The organism is Thermopolyspora sp. NPDC052614 (assembly GCF_040678635.1).
In the GTDB taxonomy this organism is placed as follows: Bacteria; Actinomycetota; Actinomycetes; order Streptosporangiales; family Streptosporangiaceae; genus Thermopolyspora.
Genome location: NZ_JBFATZ010000008.1, coordinates 258,206 through 274,553 on the forward strand (window position 1 = coordinate 258,206; position 16,348 = coordinate 274,553).

The following is a 16,348-nucleotide window of genomic DNA, read 5'->3' on the forward strand; positions in this document are numbered from 1 at the left end:
GCATGGCGAACCCGGACGTCATCATCGTCGGCGGTGGCATCGGCGGGCTCAGCGCCGCCTCCGCCCTTTCCCGTCACGGTCTGCACGTGCGCGTGCTCGAGGCCGCGCACGAGTTCGGCGAGGTCGGTGCCGGGATCCAGCTCGCCCCGAACTGCACGCGCATCCTCAGCGGCTACGGGCTGCTCGACGAGGCCAAGTCACTCGGTGTGCTGCCCGATGCGATGGTGATGCGCGACGCCGTCGACGGCACCGAGCTCACCCGCCTCGACCTACGCCACATGGAGCAGCGCTACGGCTCCCCGTACCTCGTCATCCACCGCAGCGACCTGCACGCCCTCTTCCTGCGCGACTGCCGGCACCACGGCGTCGACCTGGTCAACGACCAGCGCGTCACCGGCTACGAGCCTGGAACCGACGGGGCTACTGTCACGTTGGCCGATGGCCACACCGAGACCGCTCCACTCGTGATCGCCGCCGACGGTCTGCACTCCGTGGCCCGCAACACGTTCGTCGGCGACCAGCCGGTCAACTCCGCCTACGTCGCCTACCGCGGTACCGTCCCTTCGCAGGCGATCGGCGACCGGATGGTCGACCTGAGCGAGGTCGTCGTCCACGTCGGTCCGCGCTGCCACTTCGTGCACTACAGCCTGCGTGGCGGCGAACTGCTCAACCAGGTCGCGGTCTTCGAGTCCCCGAAGGCGCTGCGCGGCGAGGAGGACTGGGGCACGCCCGATGAGCTTGACCGGGCGTTCGACGGACTCGACCCGTTCATCACCGAAGGATTGCCGTACATGTGGCGCGACAAATGGTGGCGCATGTTCGACCGCGATCCGATCGACAACTGGGTTTATGGCCGAGTGGCGCTGCTCGGCGACGCCGCACACCCACCGCTGCAGTACCTTGCCCAAGGCGCGATCATGGCGATCGAGGACGGCTGGGCACTCGCTCAGCACATCCCCCACCACATCACCCGGACCGGCGGCCGTGTGAAAATCGACTGGGATCAGGTGCTCGAGGCGTACAACGCCGTACGGCCCGCCCACTGCCGCCGCGTCCTGTCCACATCCCGCGCGTGGGGCCGGCTCTGGCACCTCGACGGCGCCGAACGCGCTCAGCGCAATGTGCTGCTGCGGGCTCGCGACACCTACGACTACTCGTTCATCGACTGGCTGTACAGCACGACCGCGCTCACGCCGGACGACGAGCCGGAAATGTTCACGACGATCCCCTTGGCCTCAGCGGACACCGCGGTCTGAGACGGGCCTCGATCCCGGGCGCCGACGAAGATGGGCCTGCACCTCGTCTACGACCCCCTGGAGAGAATGGTCGCAGTTCAGGTCAGGCCCAGCATGTACCAGAGTGCGTGTCCGAGGGGGGACTCGAACCAAATAACTACGCCCGGATCGTTGCAACCGACCTGTTCCTAGCCTGCGGCTTTCACGGCGAATTTGAGCGAGCTTGATCGTTTACATGAGAAAAGCGCCTTTGAACTGGGATGATCGGACTTGTCTAAGGCCCCGTCCACCCCAGCCCAGAAGGCACTTTCCGCGTGAACTCTACCGCTTCCCATCGCAAGATCACCGCCTCCGCCGACGGACAAGGACTGGTCTCGCAGGCCGGCGGTCTGCTCCTGCTCAAGACCCTTCACGTCACCGGGCGCTGATGCTCAGAGCCGGCAACGCCGGATCCAACACCGCCGCCGATCACATCGCCGCCACCCGCCTGGCACTGGCCCAGCTCCCCGCCGGGCGGCGGCGCAACGTGCCGATCCGCACCGACTCGGGCGGCGGCACCCACGAGTTCCCGGCCTGGCTCACCCGCCCGGGCCGATGGCTGAAGTACTCGGTCGCCTTCACCATCACCGACGACATCCAGCAGGCGATCCCGGCGCTGCCGGCCGATGCCTGGACCGTGGCCTACGACGACCGGGGACAGGTACGGCCCGGCGCCCGGATCGCCGAACCGACCGGCATGCTCGACCTGTCGGCCTGGCCCAAGGGCATGCGCCTGATCGTCCGCAAAGAACGCCCCCACCCCGGCGCGCAGTTGCGCTTCACCGACATCGACGGGCACCGCTTCACCTGCTTTGCCACCGGCACCCGCACAGGCCGGCTCGCCGACCTGGAACTACGGCACCGCCGCCGGGCCCGCTGCGAGGACCGGATCCGCACCGCCAAGGACACCGGCCTGCGCAACCTGCCCCTGCACGGCTTCGCCGCCAACCGGATCTGGCTGGAAATCGTCGCCATGGCCTGCGAGCTACTGTCCTGGATGCAGATGCTCGCGCTGCACGGCACCGACGCCGCCCGCTACGAGCCCAAACGACTGCGGCTGCGCCTGTTCGCCGTGGCCGGACGACTGGTCCGCGGAGGCCGCCGGCTACGACTACGCCTGCCGATGCGATGGCCCTGGGCCACAGCGATCATCACCGGGCTCGCCCGTCTGCATGCACTGCCGGCACCGACCTGACCAGCACACACCCGCCCCAACGACACAGAAAGGAAACCACGGGCCCGTGGAACCCCGCCATCCCGGCGCGACAGCCGGGCCACCGAGCTGACCACAGCACGGAAATCAACCTTCAGCCGAACCCCTCAGCCGACCACACCGTTCGCGATGGCAGAGCCGGGGACGGCCGCAGGGATATGGGTCCTCCTACTGATATCAACCGTTGTCTATTCGCACGGTAAGCGGCATAGCCGCTGTGAGCGGCCGGATCAGGTCTGTCAACCGGTCGAGTTGGTCGCGCTGGCCGTGCAGGTCCAGTGCGCCCAGGCGGAGGACAAGGTGCCGCGCCCCCGCGGCGACGTAGCGGCGCAGGCCCGTGAGCACCTGCTCGGCGGCGCCGGTGACGACCGCCTGGATGCCCTCCAGTTCCGCCAGAGGCATGCCGTAGGTGGCTCGCGCGTACGCGTCCATGGTCGTACGGCCCGCGTCGGGCCCGTCGTCGATCCGCACGGACACGAACAGGGCCGGGGTGATCTCCTCCGCGGGCCGACCCGCCTCGGACCAGCTCGCGGGGATCGCCGTCCGCGCCCCACTGGGCGGTACCGGTCGGGAGCAGCACACCGATGTCCATGCCGACGATGCTCACGACCGAGCCGGGGCGGCGGCAATTCCTTGCAGGGAATGGCCGGGACGCCTTCGGCACCGCTAGAAGGGTGCCGTGGACTTCTCCCGCGCGCTCCGCGAACGCCGTACCCGCCGTCACCTCAGCCAGTTGGAGCTGGCACTGCGGGCGGGCACCACACAGCGGCACCTCAGCTTCATCGAATCCGGCAGGTCCGTGCCCGGCCGGAACATGGTCGTACGGCTCGCCGAGGGCCTCGAACTGCCGCTGCGCGAACGCAACGAGCTGCTTCTGGCCGCCGGGTACGCGCCCGCCTACCCGGAAAGCCCCCTCGACGGACCGGTGCTGGCCCCCGTGCGGACGGCCGTCGATCACATCCTGCGCGGGCACCTGCCGTACCCCGCGCTGGTCGTGGACCGCGACGGCGGCCTGATCGCCGCGAACGAGGCGTTCGGGCTGATCACCGAGGGCGCGGCCGCCGAGCTGGTCGGGCCGGGGAAGAACATGTACCGCCTCGCGCTGCACCCGGACGGCATCGCCCCGCGCATCGTGAACCTCGCCGAGTGGGCCCGGCACATCCTGATGCGACTCGACCACGTGCCGGAGCTGCGTGACGAGCTGGCGGGATACGTGCCCGCGCTGCATCCCTCCGCCGGGGAGCTCGGCTTCGCGGTGCCGCTCCACCTGCGCACCTCGCTCGGCGAGCTGCGGCTCATGACGACCGTGACGACCTTCGCCACCGCCGTCGACGTGACGCTCGCCGAGCTGAAACTGGAGGCGTTCCTGCCGGTGGACGAGGCGACGGCCGGGATCCTTGGGACATTCGCCGGCATGACGGCCCGTACGGGTGCCGGAACCGGGCCGGAGCCCGGCGCGACCGCCCGTACGGACACCGGGACACAGCCCCGGCCCGCCGCGACGCCGGGTCAGGCTCCCGGGAACATGTAGTCGGTCCTGATCCGGCCGTCGTCGTCGAGCACGAGGATCTCCAGGCCGCCGCCCGCGACCTCGCCGGTGTCGACGGACACCGTCTCCCAGCGGAACTTGACGACCTCATGCAGGCGTACGGCGTCGCCGCACGGCCGGAACGTGAACGGTCCCTTCTCCACGAAGCGCTCGTAGCTGCGCGTCACCCGGGTCTCGATGGCGTCGTACCCTTGGGCCTCCAGGGTCGTGTGGTCGAATCCGAGCCCCGCGGCGATCTCCCGGATCTCCACAGGCGGTTGGAGGATGTGGGTGCCGTCCTCGGCCCAGAGCCGCTCGATGGCCGCGCGGCGTGCGGTCGCGTCCGGCTCCGTCCACTGCGCGATGTACCGGTCGGCCAGTTCGCTCGGGTTGACGTCGATCACTGCATCTCCTTGCCGGAAGGGTCTTTCCGGCTTCAGATCCTGCGGGCCGCCGCAGGTCGTCACAATTCCCGGCACGGAATGACGTGCCCCGGCGGGTAGAGCCCCGAAACGGTCAGGGGTCGCGGCGGGAGATGGCGGCGGACGCCGCCGCCAGCGTGAGCGCGATGTATCCGAGTAGCACGAGCGCCGCTCCGGCGGGCGGCGGCCAGGCGTCCGGGATGCGGCCAGGCGCCCGGCATGCGGCCGGGCAGCAGGCTGGAGGTTATCGGCAGGGTCAGCGAGCCGATCCGCTCGTTCCACGGGGTCGGCAGCAGTGAGATGAGCGCGGGCACCACGAACAGCAGGGCGAAGATCGCGATGAACCCGCCGGCCGACGAGCGCAGCGCCGTTCCGACATCCAGCCCCACCAATCCCATCACCATGCGGCCAGCTCGGAGATCCACGCGTTGTCCGGCACGGGAGTGCGGGCGGCGTCGCGCCGACCTCCGCCGACGGCCATCCCGCCCCCGGTTCGGGACGCACCACGGCGCCGTGCGCGAGCAGCAACCGTTTCAGCTCGTCCCAACTCGGCGCCCGCGACCGGGCACAACTCGTCATCATCGCCTACGAGGCCGGCCTGGTCGAGGCGCGATCCCGCAGACAAGGCCGAAACCGCTCATGGGTCGTACGACAGGTGGCAGATCGATCCGTTGGCGTGGCCCGTGGCGACGCGCCCGCGCGGAGGGTCGACGGCCAGGCAGTCCACGGGCTGGTCGAGGACGGCGGTGGCGAGCGTCCGGCCGGTGGTCATGCTCCACACGTGCAGACCGCGGTCACCGCTGCCCGAGACGACCAGGTCGTCGCGGAACGGGCGGAGGGCCGACACGTCGCCGCTGTGCCCGGCGTACACGGTCGTGCAGACACCGCCCGCCTTGAGGTCCCATACCCGTGCGGTGCCGTCGTGCGAGCCGCTGAGCAGCGTGCCGGCGAGGCCGTGGGACAGGGCGTAGACGTCGCCGGTGTGGCCCTTGATGGAGAAGAACTGCTCCCGGTCCACGTCGAGGACCGCGATGTCGGGCGTACCGGTGGCGACGGCCACCCGAGGGCCGGCCAGGCTCACCATCTGCGCGGCGTTGACCGCGGGCAGCGTGCCGACCGCCTTGGGAGTCCATCGCCCGTCGCGCCGCGTCCAGACGACGACGCCGCCCCTGATGTCCGCCGCCACGATGCGCCCGTCGTCGAGCTGGGCGACGGCGCGTACCTCCGTGGCGTGGCCGCCGAGCGTCTCCAGGCCGAACCGCCCGTCGACGAGCAGCACCTTGCCGTTCTGGGTGGCCGCGGCCACCCGCCCGTCGGCGAGCGGGCACAGGTCCCAGACCTGACCGGCCGTGCTGGACACCGCCGCCAACTCCGTCCCCTCGCGCCACAGCCGAAGCGAGCCGTCCGCCGAACCCGACAGCAGCAAGCCTCCGCCGGTGAACCGCAGGGTGCTCACCGGGCCGTCGTGCCCGGCGCCGGTGGAGTCGTCGCGCCCGTCCAGGTCCCAGACGCGGAACGTGCGGTCGTTCGCGCCGGAGACCAGCAGCTTCTCCGACAGCGCGGACAGGCAGGTGATCTCACCGCCGTGTCCGCGGTAGGAGCTCCGCAGGCGCAGCCCCGAGTCCATGCTCCAGATCCGCCGGTTGGCGAACCCGACGAACAGGGCGTCCCCGGGGCCGGCCGCGATGGCCGTGGCCGGTCCGGTGTGGGCGTTCCTGCCGCTGCTGCCCTCGTTCCCGTGCAGGACGTCGGTGCCGCCGTCGGTACGGCTCGCCGCGAGCCGCCCGTCGGCCGTCGTCGCCAGGCCCGTGTAGGCGCAGCCGCAGTCGTGCAGCGTTCGGCTGGAGACCATGTCGACCGTACGCGTGATACGACCATCGTGCCCGCACGCCTCCAGCGAGCCGGGACCGAAGCACAGCCCGGTGACGGCCATGGAGTGCATTTGCAGTCCCGCGACGAACGCCGTGAACGTCGGCTCGATGATCAGCACTGCGCCCTGCCGGGTGCCGACCGCGATCCCGCCGTCCGCCCGCGCCGCGATGGCGTGCACGCTGTTCGGACCGCCCAGCGCCCAGTGGAGCTCTCCCAGCCGCATCGCGTTCATGAGGACGTGCGGGTCGACGGTCGCACCGGTCGGGCCGCCGGCCAGGGCCGGCACGGACAGGCTCCGCTCCTCGATCGAGCCGGGGTGCCAGCATCCGACCCGGCCGTCCACACCGCCCCAGACCACCCCATGCACGGGCGACCAGGCCACCGCGCAGACGGGGTATTTCGACACCCGCCGCGACTCCAGCAGCCGGCCCGTGGACGCCTGATAGACGCCGACGACGCCGTCGTTGAAACAGGCGGCGAACCGGTCGGCGTCGATTCCCGCCACACCGTACGCCGTGCCCGGCGTCTCGATCGTGCGCAGCAGGGCGGCCCCGGGCGTTCCCACCGCGGCCCGGATTCGAAGGACCGGCTCCGCACCGGCGTCCAGCACCTGTCCCGCCTGCTCGCCCAGCGCGGACATGCCCAGCTCGACGGCCTGGTTGTGCACCTGCTGGGCGAGGTAGGCGGGACGCCGCCCGGCGTCCCACCCGCGCAGCGCGTGGCGCTGCCGGTCGAGCACGCGGGCGAGGGCGGCCGTCGGACCGGCGGCGGGCCCGGCCAGCGCGGCCGCGCCGACGGTCTCGGCGACCACGGCGTCCACTCCGGCCGCCTTGATCCTGTCGCCGACCAGCGGCAGCTCGGTGGTGAGCCGGACCAGCAGGCGCCCGGCCTCGGAGGGCAACGCGGGGTGGATCGCAAGCAGGTGGTGGCAAGCGTGCTCAAGCCCGTACTCCGCGAGCGTCGGGGAGGTTTCTCCGGCCGCGGCCGCGCCCGCGCGCAGACCTGCTTCCAGGTGCCATTCGTCCGGGTCGAGGTAGCAGTCGGGCGCCTCTCGCCCGGTCAGTGAGTCGGTGAGGAAGTCGGCGAGGCTGCGGTGGTGCAGGTGATATCCGCCGTCGCGGTGTTGGATGAACTGTGCCATGTCCGCCACCGCCTCGCCCAGCCATCTGCTCGGGCCCGCGAACCCGGCCAGCCCTGCCAGTTCCTCCAGGCTTACCGGCCGACGCGCGACGGCCAGCGTGCCGAGAACCGGGGCGTACAGGCCGTTCCAGGCCGACACCATCGCCCCGCCGCCCAGCGGTACGGTCCGCGGCCGGACGAACTCTCGGACGCGGGACACCAAGAAGGTATAGAGAGGGCGCAGCCCGGAGGGCACGGCGCCCGGCTCGCACAACGCCCGCGCGGTCGCCAGGTCGTCCCGGCTCAGCGCGCCCTGGATTCCGGCGCTCAGCGCGGTGGCGTACTGCATGTTCCCAGCCGACGCGGCGGCGAAGTCGCGGACCAGATCAGACCGCTGCCTGCCGGTCACCCGGGACAGATCCTGCTCCTCCAGGGCGAGGCGGAGGTACGCGGCGACGTCACCGGTGGCTTCGGCGGCCGAGGTGTCCAGCGGCAGCTCGCGCAGCTGGCCGCGCTGACGCAGCCGGAGCGGGTCCAGGTAGGGGCCGTCCCGGGCGGACACCACGATGCGCAGCACCGACGGCAAGGGCGGGCACGCCGCCAGCCACTCCAGCACCCCTTCGGCCGGGCTCTCCTCCAGTGCGTCCACCACGAGCAGGACCCGGGCCTCCGGACGGACTGCGGCCAACGCCTCCAACGGGCCGAGCAACGCCAGGTGCTGGACATCACGCCAGTCCATGGCCCGCAGGTCGAGAACCACCCGCCCCGCCTCCACCCCCACGACCTCGCCGCTCACCTCGCCGAGAAGTTGCCTGACCTGCAACGCGGTGCGCCGGAAGGGGGAGGCGATGATCTGCTCAGCGCGGATCCCGACCACTTTGGCGGTGGGCTCGACGCGCTCGGCCGACTGCAGGACCCGCAGCGTCAGATCCTCCTTGAGGAACAGGCCGGGGTGCCGGGAGGCGAGCTGGTGACCGGCCGCCTCCAGCAGGGAGTGGGCATCGCCTGAGCGGTGCGGCCGGTAGCCGTCCTTGCGCAGGAAGTAGCGCAGCGAACCGTCGTGCCCGGCCGCCAGCCGGGCCAGCAGCACGGACTTGCCCGCGCCGGCCTCGCCGGTCACCAGGACGATCCTGCAGCCCTCATCGTCCAGCAGGCCCTGAATCCGGTCGGAGAGCCAGGCCCTGGGCACCGGGTGGGGCAGCGAAAGGATCTCGCCGACGATGTCGTCGTCGAACACGTCCAGGGCCGCCATCGCCGTACCGTCAGCCGATGCGGTCGACGTCGACGCCGGTGACGCTCGCCCCTTGCTCGACCTGTGTGGCGCTCTGCGAGACGTCCACGTCGGCGGTGCCGATGGTCGTGGCCTTCACTCCGGTGCCGGTGCCGCTCACCCGGCCGAGTTCCTGCCGGACCCTGATGGCGGTCCCCGTGGGTTCCCTCGCCTCGCCGGTGAAGGTGAGGCGGCAGCCGTACACCTGCTCCAGAAGGTCGCGCAGCCGCTCCAGACTCGCGAGGAACTCGGGGTCACGTGCCTCGATCCGCTGCGGCTCCCGGTCGTAGGCCAGCAGTACGCCGCGCAGATACGCAAGATCGGGCAGGTGCTCCTGGGTGACCGCGGCATCCGAAACGAGGTCCTGGGACCGGCCGCCCAGCGCGTCCGGCAACGCGACGGCCTCCTCGGCCTTGGCCGCCCTGCGCTCCGCCCAGGCGTCCAGCAGGGTGCCCAGCCTGTCGTACAGGAACGCGAATCCCTGGGTCAGCACGCTCGCCGCCAGCGTGGAGAGGGCAAGTGGATCGCTCATATCGCCTCCTGGGTCCGGTGTAACACCGCCTCCACGACCCGTCGACCCTGGGCTGCGATCATTAGGGATTTCCCTCGGGCCGATCGGAGGGCTCAGCCGCCGGCACCGGCAGCACCGTTGAACATCGGCGCCGCATGGTTGACAATGTTGTGCGGCAGCGCACCTGCCCGAGCCCGTACGGCTGCCCACGCCGGCGCGTACATCGAGGCCAAGAGTCGCCGACTCAGTGCACAGACGATTCGCCGTACGGCAGAGCCGGTGCCGTCTGACCGGCGGATGCGTGGGGTTCGCTGGGAGACGCGATGACCGAATCACGCTCTCGTAGGTCCGGCAAGGACCGCGCCCGCAAACGCGCCATCAGGGCGAAGGCGGCGGAGCATGACGTTCCCTACTCTGTCGCGGCGCGTTGGCTCGCAACTCCGGGGATCGAGCCGGGCTGCATCCCCGCGAGCCATGGGCGTACGGTGTATCCGCCGAGTTCCGACTCCCACCGCCGTTGGCTCATCGAATGCCGGGAACGCCGGTCGTTCAGTGAACGTGTCCGGGACGCCCGGCTCGCGGCGGACATTCCGACCGGGCGGGCACGGCACCTGGTGGACCGGTTCCCTCCGACACGGGGCGAGCCGGGCACTGGGGTCGGGCTCCTTTACCACGGTGCGGCACGGGCCGAGATGCTGGCGCTGCTGTACGCCGTGGTCGCCCATGAAAGCCCGGGAATCGTGCCGACCGTCGGCGATCTGGCCTGGATCGCCGAACTGGGCGAGGAGACCGCCGTCGACACCGCCTGCACCGAGATCGACCGCATGGTGCGCCTGCTCCTGGATGACGATCACGCAACCGTGATGGGTCGCATCGAGGACATGCTCTCCGCCGAGGAGAGGCACCACAACTGGCGCATTCATGGGGAGATCGTCCGACTGGCGGCCGCGTATGACACCGTGATCAGGCCCTACGGCCGGATGGGCAGTGAACCCGTGCGGGTGGGGTTGCCCCTGGACGGTGTGCGCCACATCCTCGACGCTCTACTAGTTATCGCGGACGACGGCCACGCCCCCGGGACCCGGGTGCGCATCATGCCGGCGCCGTACAACGGCTGGAACGGCACGATAGTCGGCATCGTCTGGGGGCCGACCGGCCCTCCGCTGCGGTACAACGTGCACCCTGACGCGGCATCCGAGCCGATCTTCGTTGCCCCCAGAGACCTGGTCGTGGTGTCCTCCACGGAGGTGGGTTTAGGTTGGCCACAGGTCTAGCTGGGGCAAGCGGTTGGAAAGCAGCTCGCAAGTGGTTGTTTTTACCTTTCCCGCTCATTTATCGGTGATCTTCCAGGAACCGGCCTTGTTCGGTCCCCGGTGAAATCACGGAGATCTGCCGCTGGCGGGGATCCATCGTGGGCGAGGTACGGACGGTACAGAGCATGACGGTACGAAGTCGGGCCGATCGCCCGGACGGCAACCCGCCGCGGCGGTGCGTCGCGTTCGCACCCGAGCTACCCGAAGCCGATCGGGCGATCATGAGTGATGAGGTGGAATCGCTGCATCCCGCCTCATCGCCGTCGCCTCACCGTCCCGCATGGGGCGGACGTACCGGCGCGGACGTGTGGATGAGCCTCATCGTGGCGACCGTCTGGGGATACCTGCCCGGGGTGATCGGCCCGCTGTGCGGGGCGGCGGCATCGCGCGCGACGGTCTGGCGCGGGCGGGCGCTGACCTCGATGGGGGTGCTGCTGCAGGCGGTGTTGATCGGCTGCTGGGTTCGGTACGGCTTCGCGGTCATGTTCCTTGCGGGGGCGGCCGTCCAGGCGGTGGCGTTCGTGACGTACCTCGGCCTGAGCGGGGAGTCCCGGGCGAGCGTGCTCGGGCGGCGTCATCACGGCCGCTACCTGCTGGCCGCCGACTTCGACCCGCCGTACCTCGCCCTGATGGAGCGGACGTGGGCCGCCGTCGCAGAGATCCTGGACTCGCGGGTGAACGAGGCGGGGCTCCTGGACGAGATCGCCAACCGGGTGACCCTGCCGCGCCAGGAATGGGAGATCGCCCAGGCGCTCGCCGAGATGACCCGCCTGTCCCGCGAGCAGCAGCGGGCCCGCGATGGGGCGACGCCCAGGATCGAGGCGGTGCTCGTCTCGCAGCGGGACGCCCTGCGGGTCGCCGCCGACTCCATCGCGGAGCGCGTGGCCGTGCTGGAGCACTACGCGCTGAGCACCATGGCCGCCGACGAGGCGTACCAGGAATGGCGGACCCTGCAGGACCTCGCCGACGACGCCGATGACTACCACGACCTGCTGGCCCGCACCGTACGCGACCGGCTCGCGGCCGACGAGGTCGGCGGCCTGACCGACCGGGCCGATCACGTCGAGCGGGCGCTGCGGGAAAGCGTGGCCGAGGCCCGTCACGCCGGGATGGTCCTGCTGCCCGCCGACGCGCGACCGGCGAACTGAAGGAGACATCGCACATGCCTTCGCTTTCGCCACGGGCTCGGAAGCTGGTCGGCCCGATTCCGCCCTGGGTCGGTGTGCTCGGCCTGGTCATGCTGGCCGCCCAGACGGTGACCGCCGTCACGCTCGTCACCGGCGGCACCGCCGAAGCCCCGCGGGTGTCGCCGACACCGCCCGCGTCCCACGAGCCGATCCGGACCGCGACACCCGAAGCCGCCCCCACCTTCACGCCGTCGCCCGAACCGACCCCGACCATCGAACCGACCCCTGTGCCGGATGCCGACCGCGCCGACCCCGACAAGGTGGTCAAGGTCCCGCGATTCCCCGGCACCGGATCCGGTGTGATCGGCCGCGTCATCGACAAAAGGTCCCGGCTCTCCTACGCCCAGCTGGGCAGGCCGTGGGGCCGGGCCAAGGGCCCCGGCGACGGACCGATCTACGACGGCATCTACAGCAGGCGCCAGACCTTCCGCACCGAGACGTACGGCGAGGGCAGCTCATGGTGGGCCGACGTCGACTCCCATCCGCTGCCGAAGGATCTGAGCGTGCCCAGCCCGGGTCCGGCGCTGTTCGACGCGGCCATGGCGATGCTGGACAACAGGCAGCTCCACAACTTTCCGTCCGGCACCACCGGCCGGGACATCGCCTCCCAGCCGCTGGCGCTCGGCGGGGCGAAAGGCTGGGTGATCGTACGCCGCATGCGCCTACCCTCCGAACGGAGCCCCCGCCCACGCGCCAAAACCGAACTGACGGCGGCCATCGCCGTCGACACCGGCAGGGCCCGCCCCTCGGTCGTGCTGATCACCATCCCCGACACGCACAGAAGGCTCTGGCCGGATCTCAACCACGTCATCGAGTCCATCCGCGTGCTCCGCTGACCGAAAAACCTGTTCATGCCGACGTGGCGCGAACGGGCACCGATGCCGCTCGTCGGGGAAGCCATGTGGTGACGTAAAATGCACGCATAGTCACAGCAGGCGCCTCACGCACCCCAGAAGCCGCTGCGCCTTGCGATCGGTGTACACGATTACGAACACCCGTAAGGGAGGGATGTGCGGTGTACTCGATGTCCGCGAGCGAGTTCCGTTCGAACCTGGCAGCGGCTTTGGACCGTGTCACCGAAGATCTCGACGAGATCGTGGTGACCCGACCCAACCGCGAACCTGCCGTCGTCATCGGTCTGCGCGAGTACGAGTCCTTGAAGGAGACGGCCTTCCTTCTCGGCATTCCCGCCAACGCCCGCCATCTCGCCGCATCCATCCAGAGCCTGCGAGGCGGCCAGGCTCAGCCGCGCGAACTCGTCGAGAACGGCGGCTAGGAAGCCGAGCGAAGTTCCTCTTCACACCGGAAGCCTGGGCCGACCACCTCTGGTGGCAGCAGAACGACCGTGCGAACCTCAAACGGCTGAACCTGCTTATTGAAGACATCCACCGCGATGGCTACGAAGCATCGGCAAACCCGAGCCTTTCCGGCAGAGCCTGTCGGGCTTCTCGTCACACCGCATCACCACATCGTCTACGCGCGGCCCAGGTAGACGTCGAAGTGGCCGAGCGGGTAACGCCGGATGCCGGCGTACTGAGCCCGGGCCGCGAGGTCGACATCCGCTGGTCTGAGGTGCTTCGCGGCGTCCGTACGCTCCGGGCCGGGCAGCGCGTACTCGTGCACGCGGCGGCCGGCGGCGTCGGGCACCTGGCGGTGCAGTTCGCCAAGCACCTCGGCGCGGAGGTCGTGGCGACCGCCCGCGAATCGCGGCACGCCTGGCTCAAGGAACTGGGCGCGGATGAGACGGTCGACTACAGCGTGCAGCGGTTCGAGGACGTCACCGGCGACATCGACGTCGTCCTCGATTTGATCGGCGCCCAGGACGATACCGACATACGGTCGGTGTCGGTGACCCGTCCCGGCGGGCTCGTCATCTCGATCCCCGGCGGTGTCTCCGAGCGCCTCGCGAAGGTGGCCGGACAAGCCGGGGTGCGTACCAGCCCGTTCCTGGTGGAGCCGGACTCCGCCGCCCTGACCACGATCGCCGGTCTGATCGACTCCGGCAAGGTGGGCGTCGAGGTGGAGCGCACCTTCGCGCTGGAGGAGGTGGCCGAGGCCCACCGCCTGGGCGAGACCAACCGCACTCGCGGCAAGCTCGTCCTCGATCTCACCGACTGACTCTCACACCCGCTCCGGAGCACGCCATGTCCTCCGGTACGCCTGCGGCACCGAGACTGGAGACGGCCGCAGAGATCAACGATTCAGACTTTGGCCGTGTGCCTGCGCGGCCAAAGTCCTCCGGTTTGCGTCGGTGGGGCTTGCCGTTGGAGAGGGGCGGGATCGGTCCAGCGCGTGACCGCACGAGCGCGCCCCTCTCCGAGCAGGCGGCGATGACGCGACTCGGCGGTACGCGCACCGCCCGAGTAGCGCTCGAATGAGATGGATCCACGAAACGGATGTGGTATCGCGCTAGAGCATATGACTGCGAGCAAAACCCGCCATGTTTGTGTAGGCATGATGAGCTCTGTTTTGTCGCGCGTCAAGTTCCCGGCCCGCGCAACCGCGGCGATGGTTTCGTTACCTCTGTCATAGCTGGTTGCATCGGGTTGGCCCGCTACAAATTGAGGGTTGATCCCGTGATAATCGGCGAAGTACAAGAGTTGTTAATGTCCTAGGTGCCACCAAGACGGAGTCCCATTATCGCGGGGTGAACAGAGTGACGGAGGTGCCGATAATCGCCTGGAGGATGCCGGGGGTGGGCATGGGCGTCTCCGGACTCATCTAGGAGCAAATCGAGGAACTCGGCGGCGGGTGCGACGGCAAGGCTGCGCAGGCGGTCGGCGATGTGGTGCTCGCCCGCAGGGTGATGACGCAGGCAGCGTGGGCGCCGAGGATGCCCCCTGGGGCCGCGGTCGCCGGAAGAGTGCGCGGCCGAGGGTCCCGGAAGGCCGCCAGGCGATGAGCATCAATGCACCTTTCATCAGATGCACCGAGATCGGTAAGTAAATGCCTTGTAACCGATGAGGTACTGACCGTCGTAATGCCCAGGTCACGGGCATGGTACGGCCGGAGTCAAAGCAGTGGAAGAAAACGCGTTCCCTTTCAGTTAAACCTGACTTCACCTAATTAGAGGGTGCGTGGGACAGGGTGCTGCCCGGCAACACGTGATCATTAGGAGGGTTTCGTGTCCCCGTCCCACGTACATAAAGAGCCAGGCTCGCCAACCCAGAAGCCCGACGGCGGCCGCTTCGCCGAAACCTTCGCCAGGCACGCTCCCCAGCCGCAACACAGCGGGCTCCCCCTGGCGCGACTGGGGGTCATAGTGGTGGGCGCCGTGACCCTGGCCTCCGTCATGTTCATGGCCGGCTCCGTCGTCTCCGGCAACATGACACTCAACGGCGGGCTCGCGTCCTCACAGGAGGGGGCGTCCGAGGCGACGGGAAACTCCCCGGTGACGGGGGGTTCAGGTAGGGCCGTTCTGTCGAACGCGGCCATTGCGCCGACGGCCAAGGGTGGCATGCCGCCGTCCACCTGGCCCTCGGCAGGGACGCCGGATCCGCAACAGCCACTCGTCCTGCCGCCGGGGAACCCGACGACGGGCTCGACCGCGAATATCCCGCCGCCGATGCGCACGGTGGCCCCGCTGCCGGCGGTCACGCAGACGGTGACGGTTCCGCAGCCCACCACGACGGTGACCGCCACAGCGGCCGCACCCACCGTCACGCCGGAGAAGCCGGAGAAGAAGGAAAGGACCCTGGGGGCGACACCCGTACGCCGGGTCATCGCCCCTACCGTCACCGCGACGGTCACCGTCTCGGCGCCCACCCCCACCGTGACCGTGCCGGCACCGCCTACGACGACCGTGACCGCCGCGGGTCCGACGACGACGGTGACCGCCCCGGCTCCCGCCCCCACTGCCGGGGTGCCCTCGGCGGGGCCGACGTCACCCCTGCCCGGCAGGCCGACGTCTGGGCAGGACAAGACGGGTGAATCCCACGTGACGCCCAGCCCCGGCAATCCCCGTTCGGAAAGGACCGATGAGCCGAGACCCCCAGCGGGCGCGACCGGGCACGCGGCGGGCCAGGGGAGCGCGGCGGCCCAGGACGCCACGGGCGTACAGATCGTGGACGCCGCGGGCCGCTGCGTCGGGGCGACCCAGGCCTCCGAAGGCGCTTCGCTGACGCTGCAGGACTGCACCGGCGCGGCGACGCAGAGGTGGGAGTTCCGGTCCGATGGCACGATCCGCTCCATCGGCCTGTGCATGGAGGCGGCCACGGGCGCGACCGCGAGCGGCGACACGCTGCGGCTGGTCCGCTGCGACAACGCGCCGGCTCAGCGGTTCACCTACAAGGCAGGTGTTCTGGCCAGCTCGGCCGTCAGCAAGTGCGTCGACGTCACCAGGACGGACGCCGTCGGTGCCCACCTGCGGCTGACTCGATGCGTGACCGCACAAAAGTGGCACAAGCAGTGACCACCACATGGATGCGTGCGTGACGTCGACGGTGAACGAGGACTGGCGGGAGCGTCCATGAGCAGTAAGGCGCATTACAACGCCTTCGATCCAGGCCACGGCCCGGCGGAAGGCGGCGCCGGACGGCACGTCGTCCGTTCCGCACCACCTGAGCCGTCCGCGACGGACACGGCGGACACGGTTGGCACATCGGACACGGTTGGCACAGCGGACGCCCCGGCGGCGCTG

13 protein-coding genes and 2 pseudogenes are annotated in these 16,348 nt (G+C 70.1%); 10 read left to right on the forward strand and 5 right to left on the reverse strand.

The window, feature by feature from the left end:
* Positions 1 to 2 precede the first annotated feature (2 nt).
* Together AB0K60_RS19695 and AB0K60_RS19700 are read left to right on the forward strand one after the other, a co-directional pair.
* A complete protein-coding gene (locus AB0K60_RS19695) occupies positions 3 to 1,256 on the forward strand; it encodes an FAD-dependent monooxygenase (RefSeq protein ID WP_364056511.1) in 1,254 nt (417 codons plus the stop codon).
* A 400-nt stretch (positions 1,257 to 1,656) separates the two neighbouring features.
* Positions 1,657 to 2,469, forward strand: a pseudogene (locus AB0K60_RS19700) (IS1380 family transposase); the annotation flags it as partial.
* 195 nt (positions 2,470 to 2,664) lie between these two features.
* On the opposite strand, the gene AB0K60_RS19705 reads toward AB0K60_RS19700, so the two are convergent.
* Entirely contained in the window at positions 2,665 to 3,069 is a 405-nt protein-coding gene (locus AB0K60_RS19705; RefSeq protein ID WP_364056514.1) for a hypothetical protein, read from the reverse strand.
* A 97-nt stretch (positions 3,070 to 3,166) separates the two neighbouring features.
* Here AB0K60_RS19705 and AB0K60_RS19710 point away from each other — a divergent pair, with 97 nt between their 5' ends.
* Positions 3,167 to 4,018: a helix-turn-helix transcriptional regulator gene (locus tag AB0K60_RS19710; RefSeq protein WP_364056517.1), complete on the forward strand. Its 852-nt coding sequence runs from the start codon at positions 3,167 to 3,169 to the stop codon at positions 4,016 to 4,018.
* Here AB0K60_RS19710 and AB0K60_RS19715 read toward each other — a convergent pair.
* The 4 genes from AB0K60_RS19715 to AB0K60_RS19730 all read right to left on the reverse strand — a co-directional run bounded on the left by AB0K60_RS19715 (position 3,997) and on the right by AB0K60_RS19730 (position 9,230).
* Positions 3,997 to 4,419 carry a hypothetical protein gene (locus tag AB0K60_RS19715; RefSeq protein WP_364056520.1) on the reverse strand — a complete coding sequence of 141 codons (423 nt, stop codon included), beginning with the start codon at positions 4,417 to 4,419 and terminating at the stop codon, positions 3,997 to 3,999. The genes AB0K60_RS19710 and AB0K60_RS19715 overlap by 22 nt on opposite strands.
* Positions 4,420 to 4,478: 59 nt before the next feature.
* Positions 4,479 to 4,841, reverse strand: coding sequence for a hypothetical protein (locus tag AB0K60_RS19720; protein WP_364056523.1), 363 nt, complete (start codon positions 4,839 to 4,841; stop codon positions 4,479 to 4,481).
* A gap of 233 nt (positions 4,842 to 5,074) precedes the next feature.
* Entirely contained in the window at positions 5,075 to 8,680 is a 3,606-nt protein-coding gene (locus tag AB0K60_RS19725) for a hypothetical protein (RefSeq protein WP_364056526.1), read from the reverse strand.
* Between the two features lie 10 nt (positions 8,681 to 8,690).
* Entirely contained in the window at positions 8,691 to 9,230 is a 540-nt protein-coding gene (locus AB0K60_RS19730; protein WP_364056528.1) for a hypothetical protein, read from the reverse strand.
* A 671-nt stretch (positions 9,231 to 9,901) separates the two neighbouring features.
* Between AB0K60_RS19730 and AB0K60_RS19735 the strand changes: the two genes are divergently transcribed.
* From AB0K60_RS19735 to AB0K60_RS19765, 7 genes and pseudogenes are all read left to right on the forward strand, one after another.
* Positions 9,902 to 10,483 carry a hypothetical protein gene (locus tag AB0K60_RS19735; protein ID WP_364056531.1) on the forward strand — a complete coding sequence of 194 codons (582 nt, stop codon included), beginning with the start codon at positions 9,902 to 9,904 and terminating at the stop codon, positions 10,481 to 10,483.
* Between the two features lie 350 nt (positions 10,484 to 10,833).
* Positions 10,834 to 11,670, forward strand: a complete 837-nt coding sequence (locus AB0K60_RS19740; protein WP_364056533.1) for a hypothetical protein — start codon at positions 10,834 to 10,836, stop codon at positions 11,668 to 11,670.
* Positions 11,671 to 11,684: 14 nt separating this feature from the next.
* A complete protein-coding gene (locus AB0K60_RS19745) occupies positions 11,685 to 12,545 on the forward strand; it encodes a hypothetical protein (protein ID WP_364056536.1) in 861 nt (286 codons plus the stop codon).
* Positions 12,546 to 12,733: 188 nt separating this feature from the next.
* Complete coding sequence (locus tag AB0K60_RS19750) at positions 12,734 to 12,985, forward strand: type II toxin-antitoxin system prevent-host-death family antitoxin (RefSeq protein ID WP_364056793.1); 252 nt, start codon at positions 12,734 to 12,736, stop codon at positions 12,983 to 12,985.
* Positions 12,922 to 13,119, forward strand: a pseudogene (locus tag AB0K60_RS19755) (type II toxin-antitoxin system YoeB family toxin); the annotation flags it as partial. The gene AB0K60_RS19750 and the pseudogene AB0K60_RS19755, both read left to right, overlap by 64 nt.
* A 90-nt stretch (positions 13,120 to 13,209) precedes the next feature.
* Entirely contained in the window at positions 13,210 to 13,827 is a 618-nt protein-coding gene (locus tag AB0K60_RS19760) for an NADP-dependent oxidoreductase (RefSeq protein WP_364056796.1), read from the forward strand.
* Positions 13,828 to 15,274: 1,447 nt separating this feature from the next.
* Complete coding sequence (locus AB0K60_RS19765) at positions 15,275 to 16,120, forward strand: ricin-type beta-trefoil lectin domain protein (RefSeq protein WP_364056539.1); 846 nt, start codon at positions 15,275 to 15,277, stop codon at positions 16,118 to 16,120.
* Positions 16,121 to 16,348: the final 228 nt, after the last annotated feature.

Excerpts from the sequence above, each read along its gene's own strand:
- AB0K60_RS19735 (WP_364056531.1), top strand. The coding sequence starts at position 9,902 with ATGCTGGCGCTGCTGTACGCCGTGGTCGCCCATGAAAGCCCGGGAATC.
- AB0K60_RS19745 (WP_364056536.1), top strand. The coding sequence starts at position 11,685 with ATGCCTTCGCTTTCGCCACGGGCTCGGAAGCTGGTCGGCCCGATTCCG.
- AB0K60_RS19725 (WP_364056526.1), bottom strand. The coding sequence starts at position 8,680 with ATGGCGGCCCTGGACGTGTTCGACGACGACATCGTCGGCGAGATCCTT.
- AB0K60_RS19730 (WP_364056528.1), bottom strand. The coding sequence starts at position 9,230 with ATGAGCGATCCACTTGCCCTCTCCACGCTGGCGGCGAGCGTGCTGACC.
- AB0K60_RS19695 (WP_364056511.1), top strand. The coding sequence starts at position 3 with ATGGCGAACCCGGACGTCATCATCGTCGGCGGTGGCATCGGCGGGCTC.
- AB0K60_RS19740 (WP_364056533.1), top strand. The coding sequence starts at position 10,834 with ATGAGCCTCATCGTGGCGACCGTCTGGGGATACCTGCCCGGGGTGATC.
- AB0K60_RS19765 (WP_364056539.1), top strand. The coding sequence starts at position 15,275 with ATGCGCACGGTGGCCCCGCTGCCGGCGGTCACGCAGACGGTGACGGTT.
- AB0K60_RS19720 (WP_364056523.1), bottom strand. The coding sequence starts at position 4,841 with ATGGTGATGGGATTGGTGGGGCTGGATGTCGGAACGGCGCTGCGCTCG.
- AB0K60_RS19750 (WP_364056793.1), top strand. The coding sequence starts at position 12,734 with ATGTCCGCGAGCGAGTTCCGTTCGAACCTGGCAGCGGCTTTGGACCGT.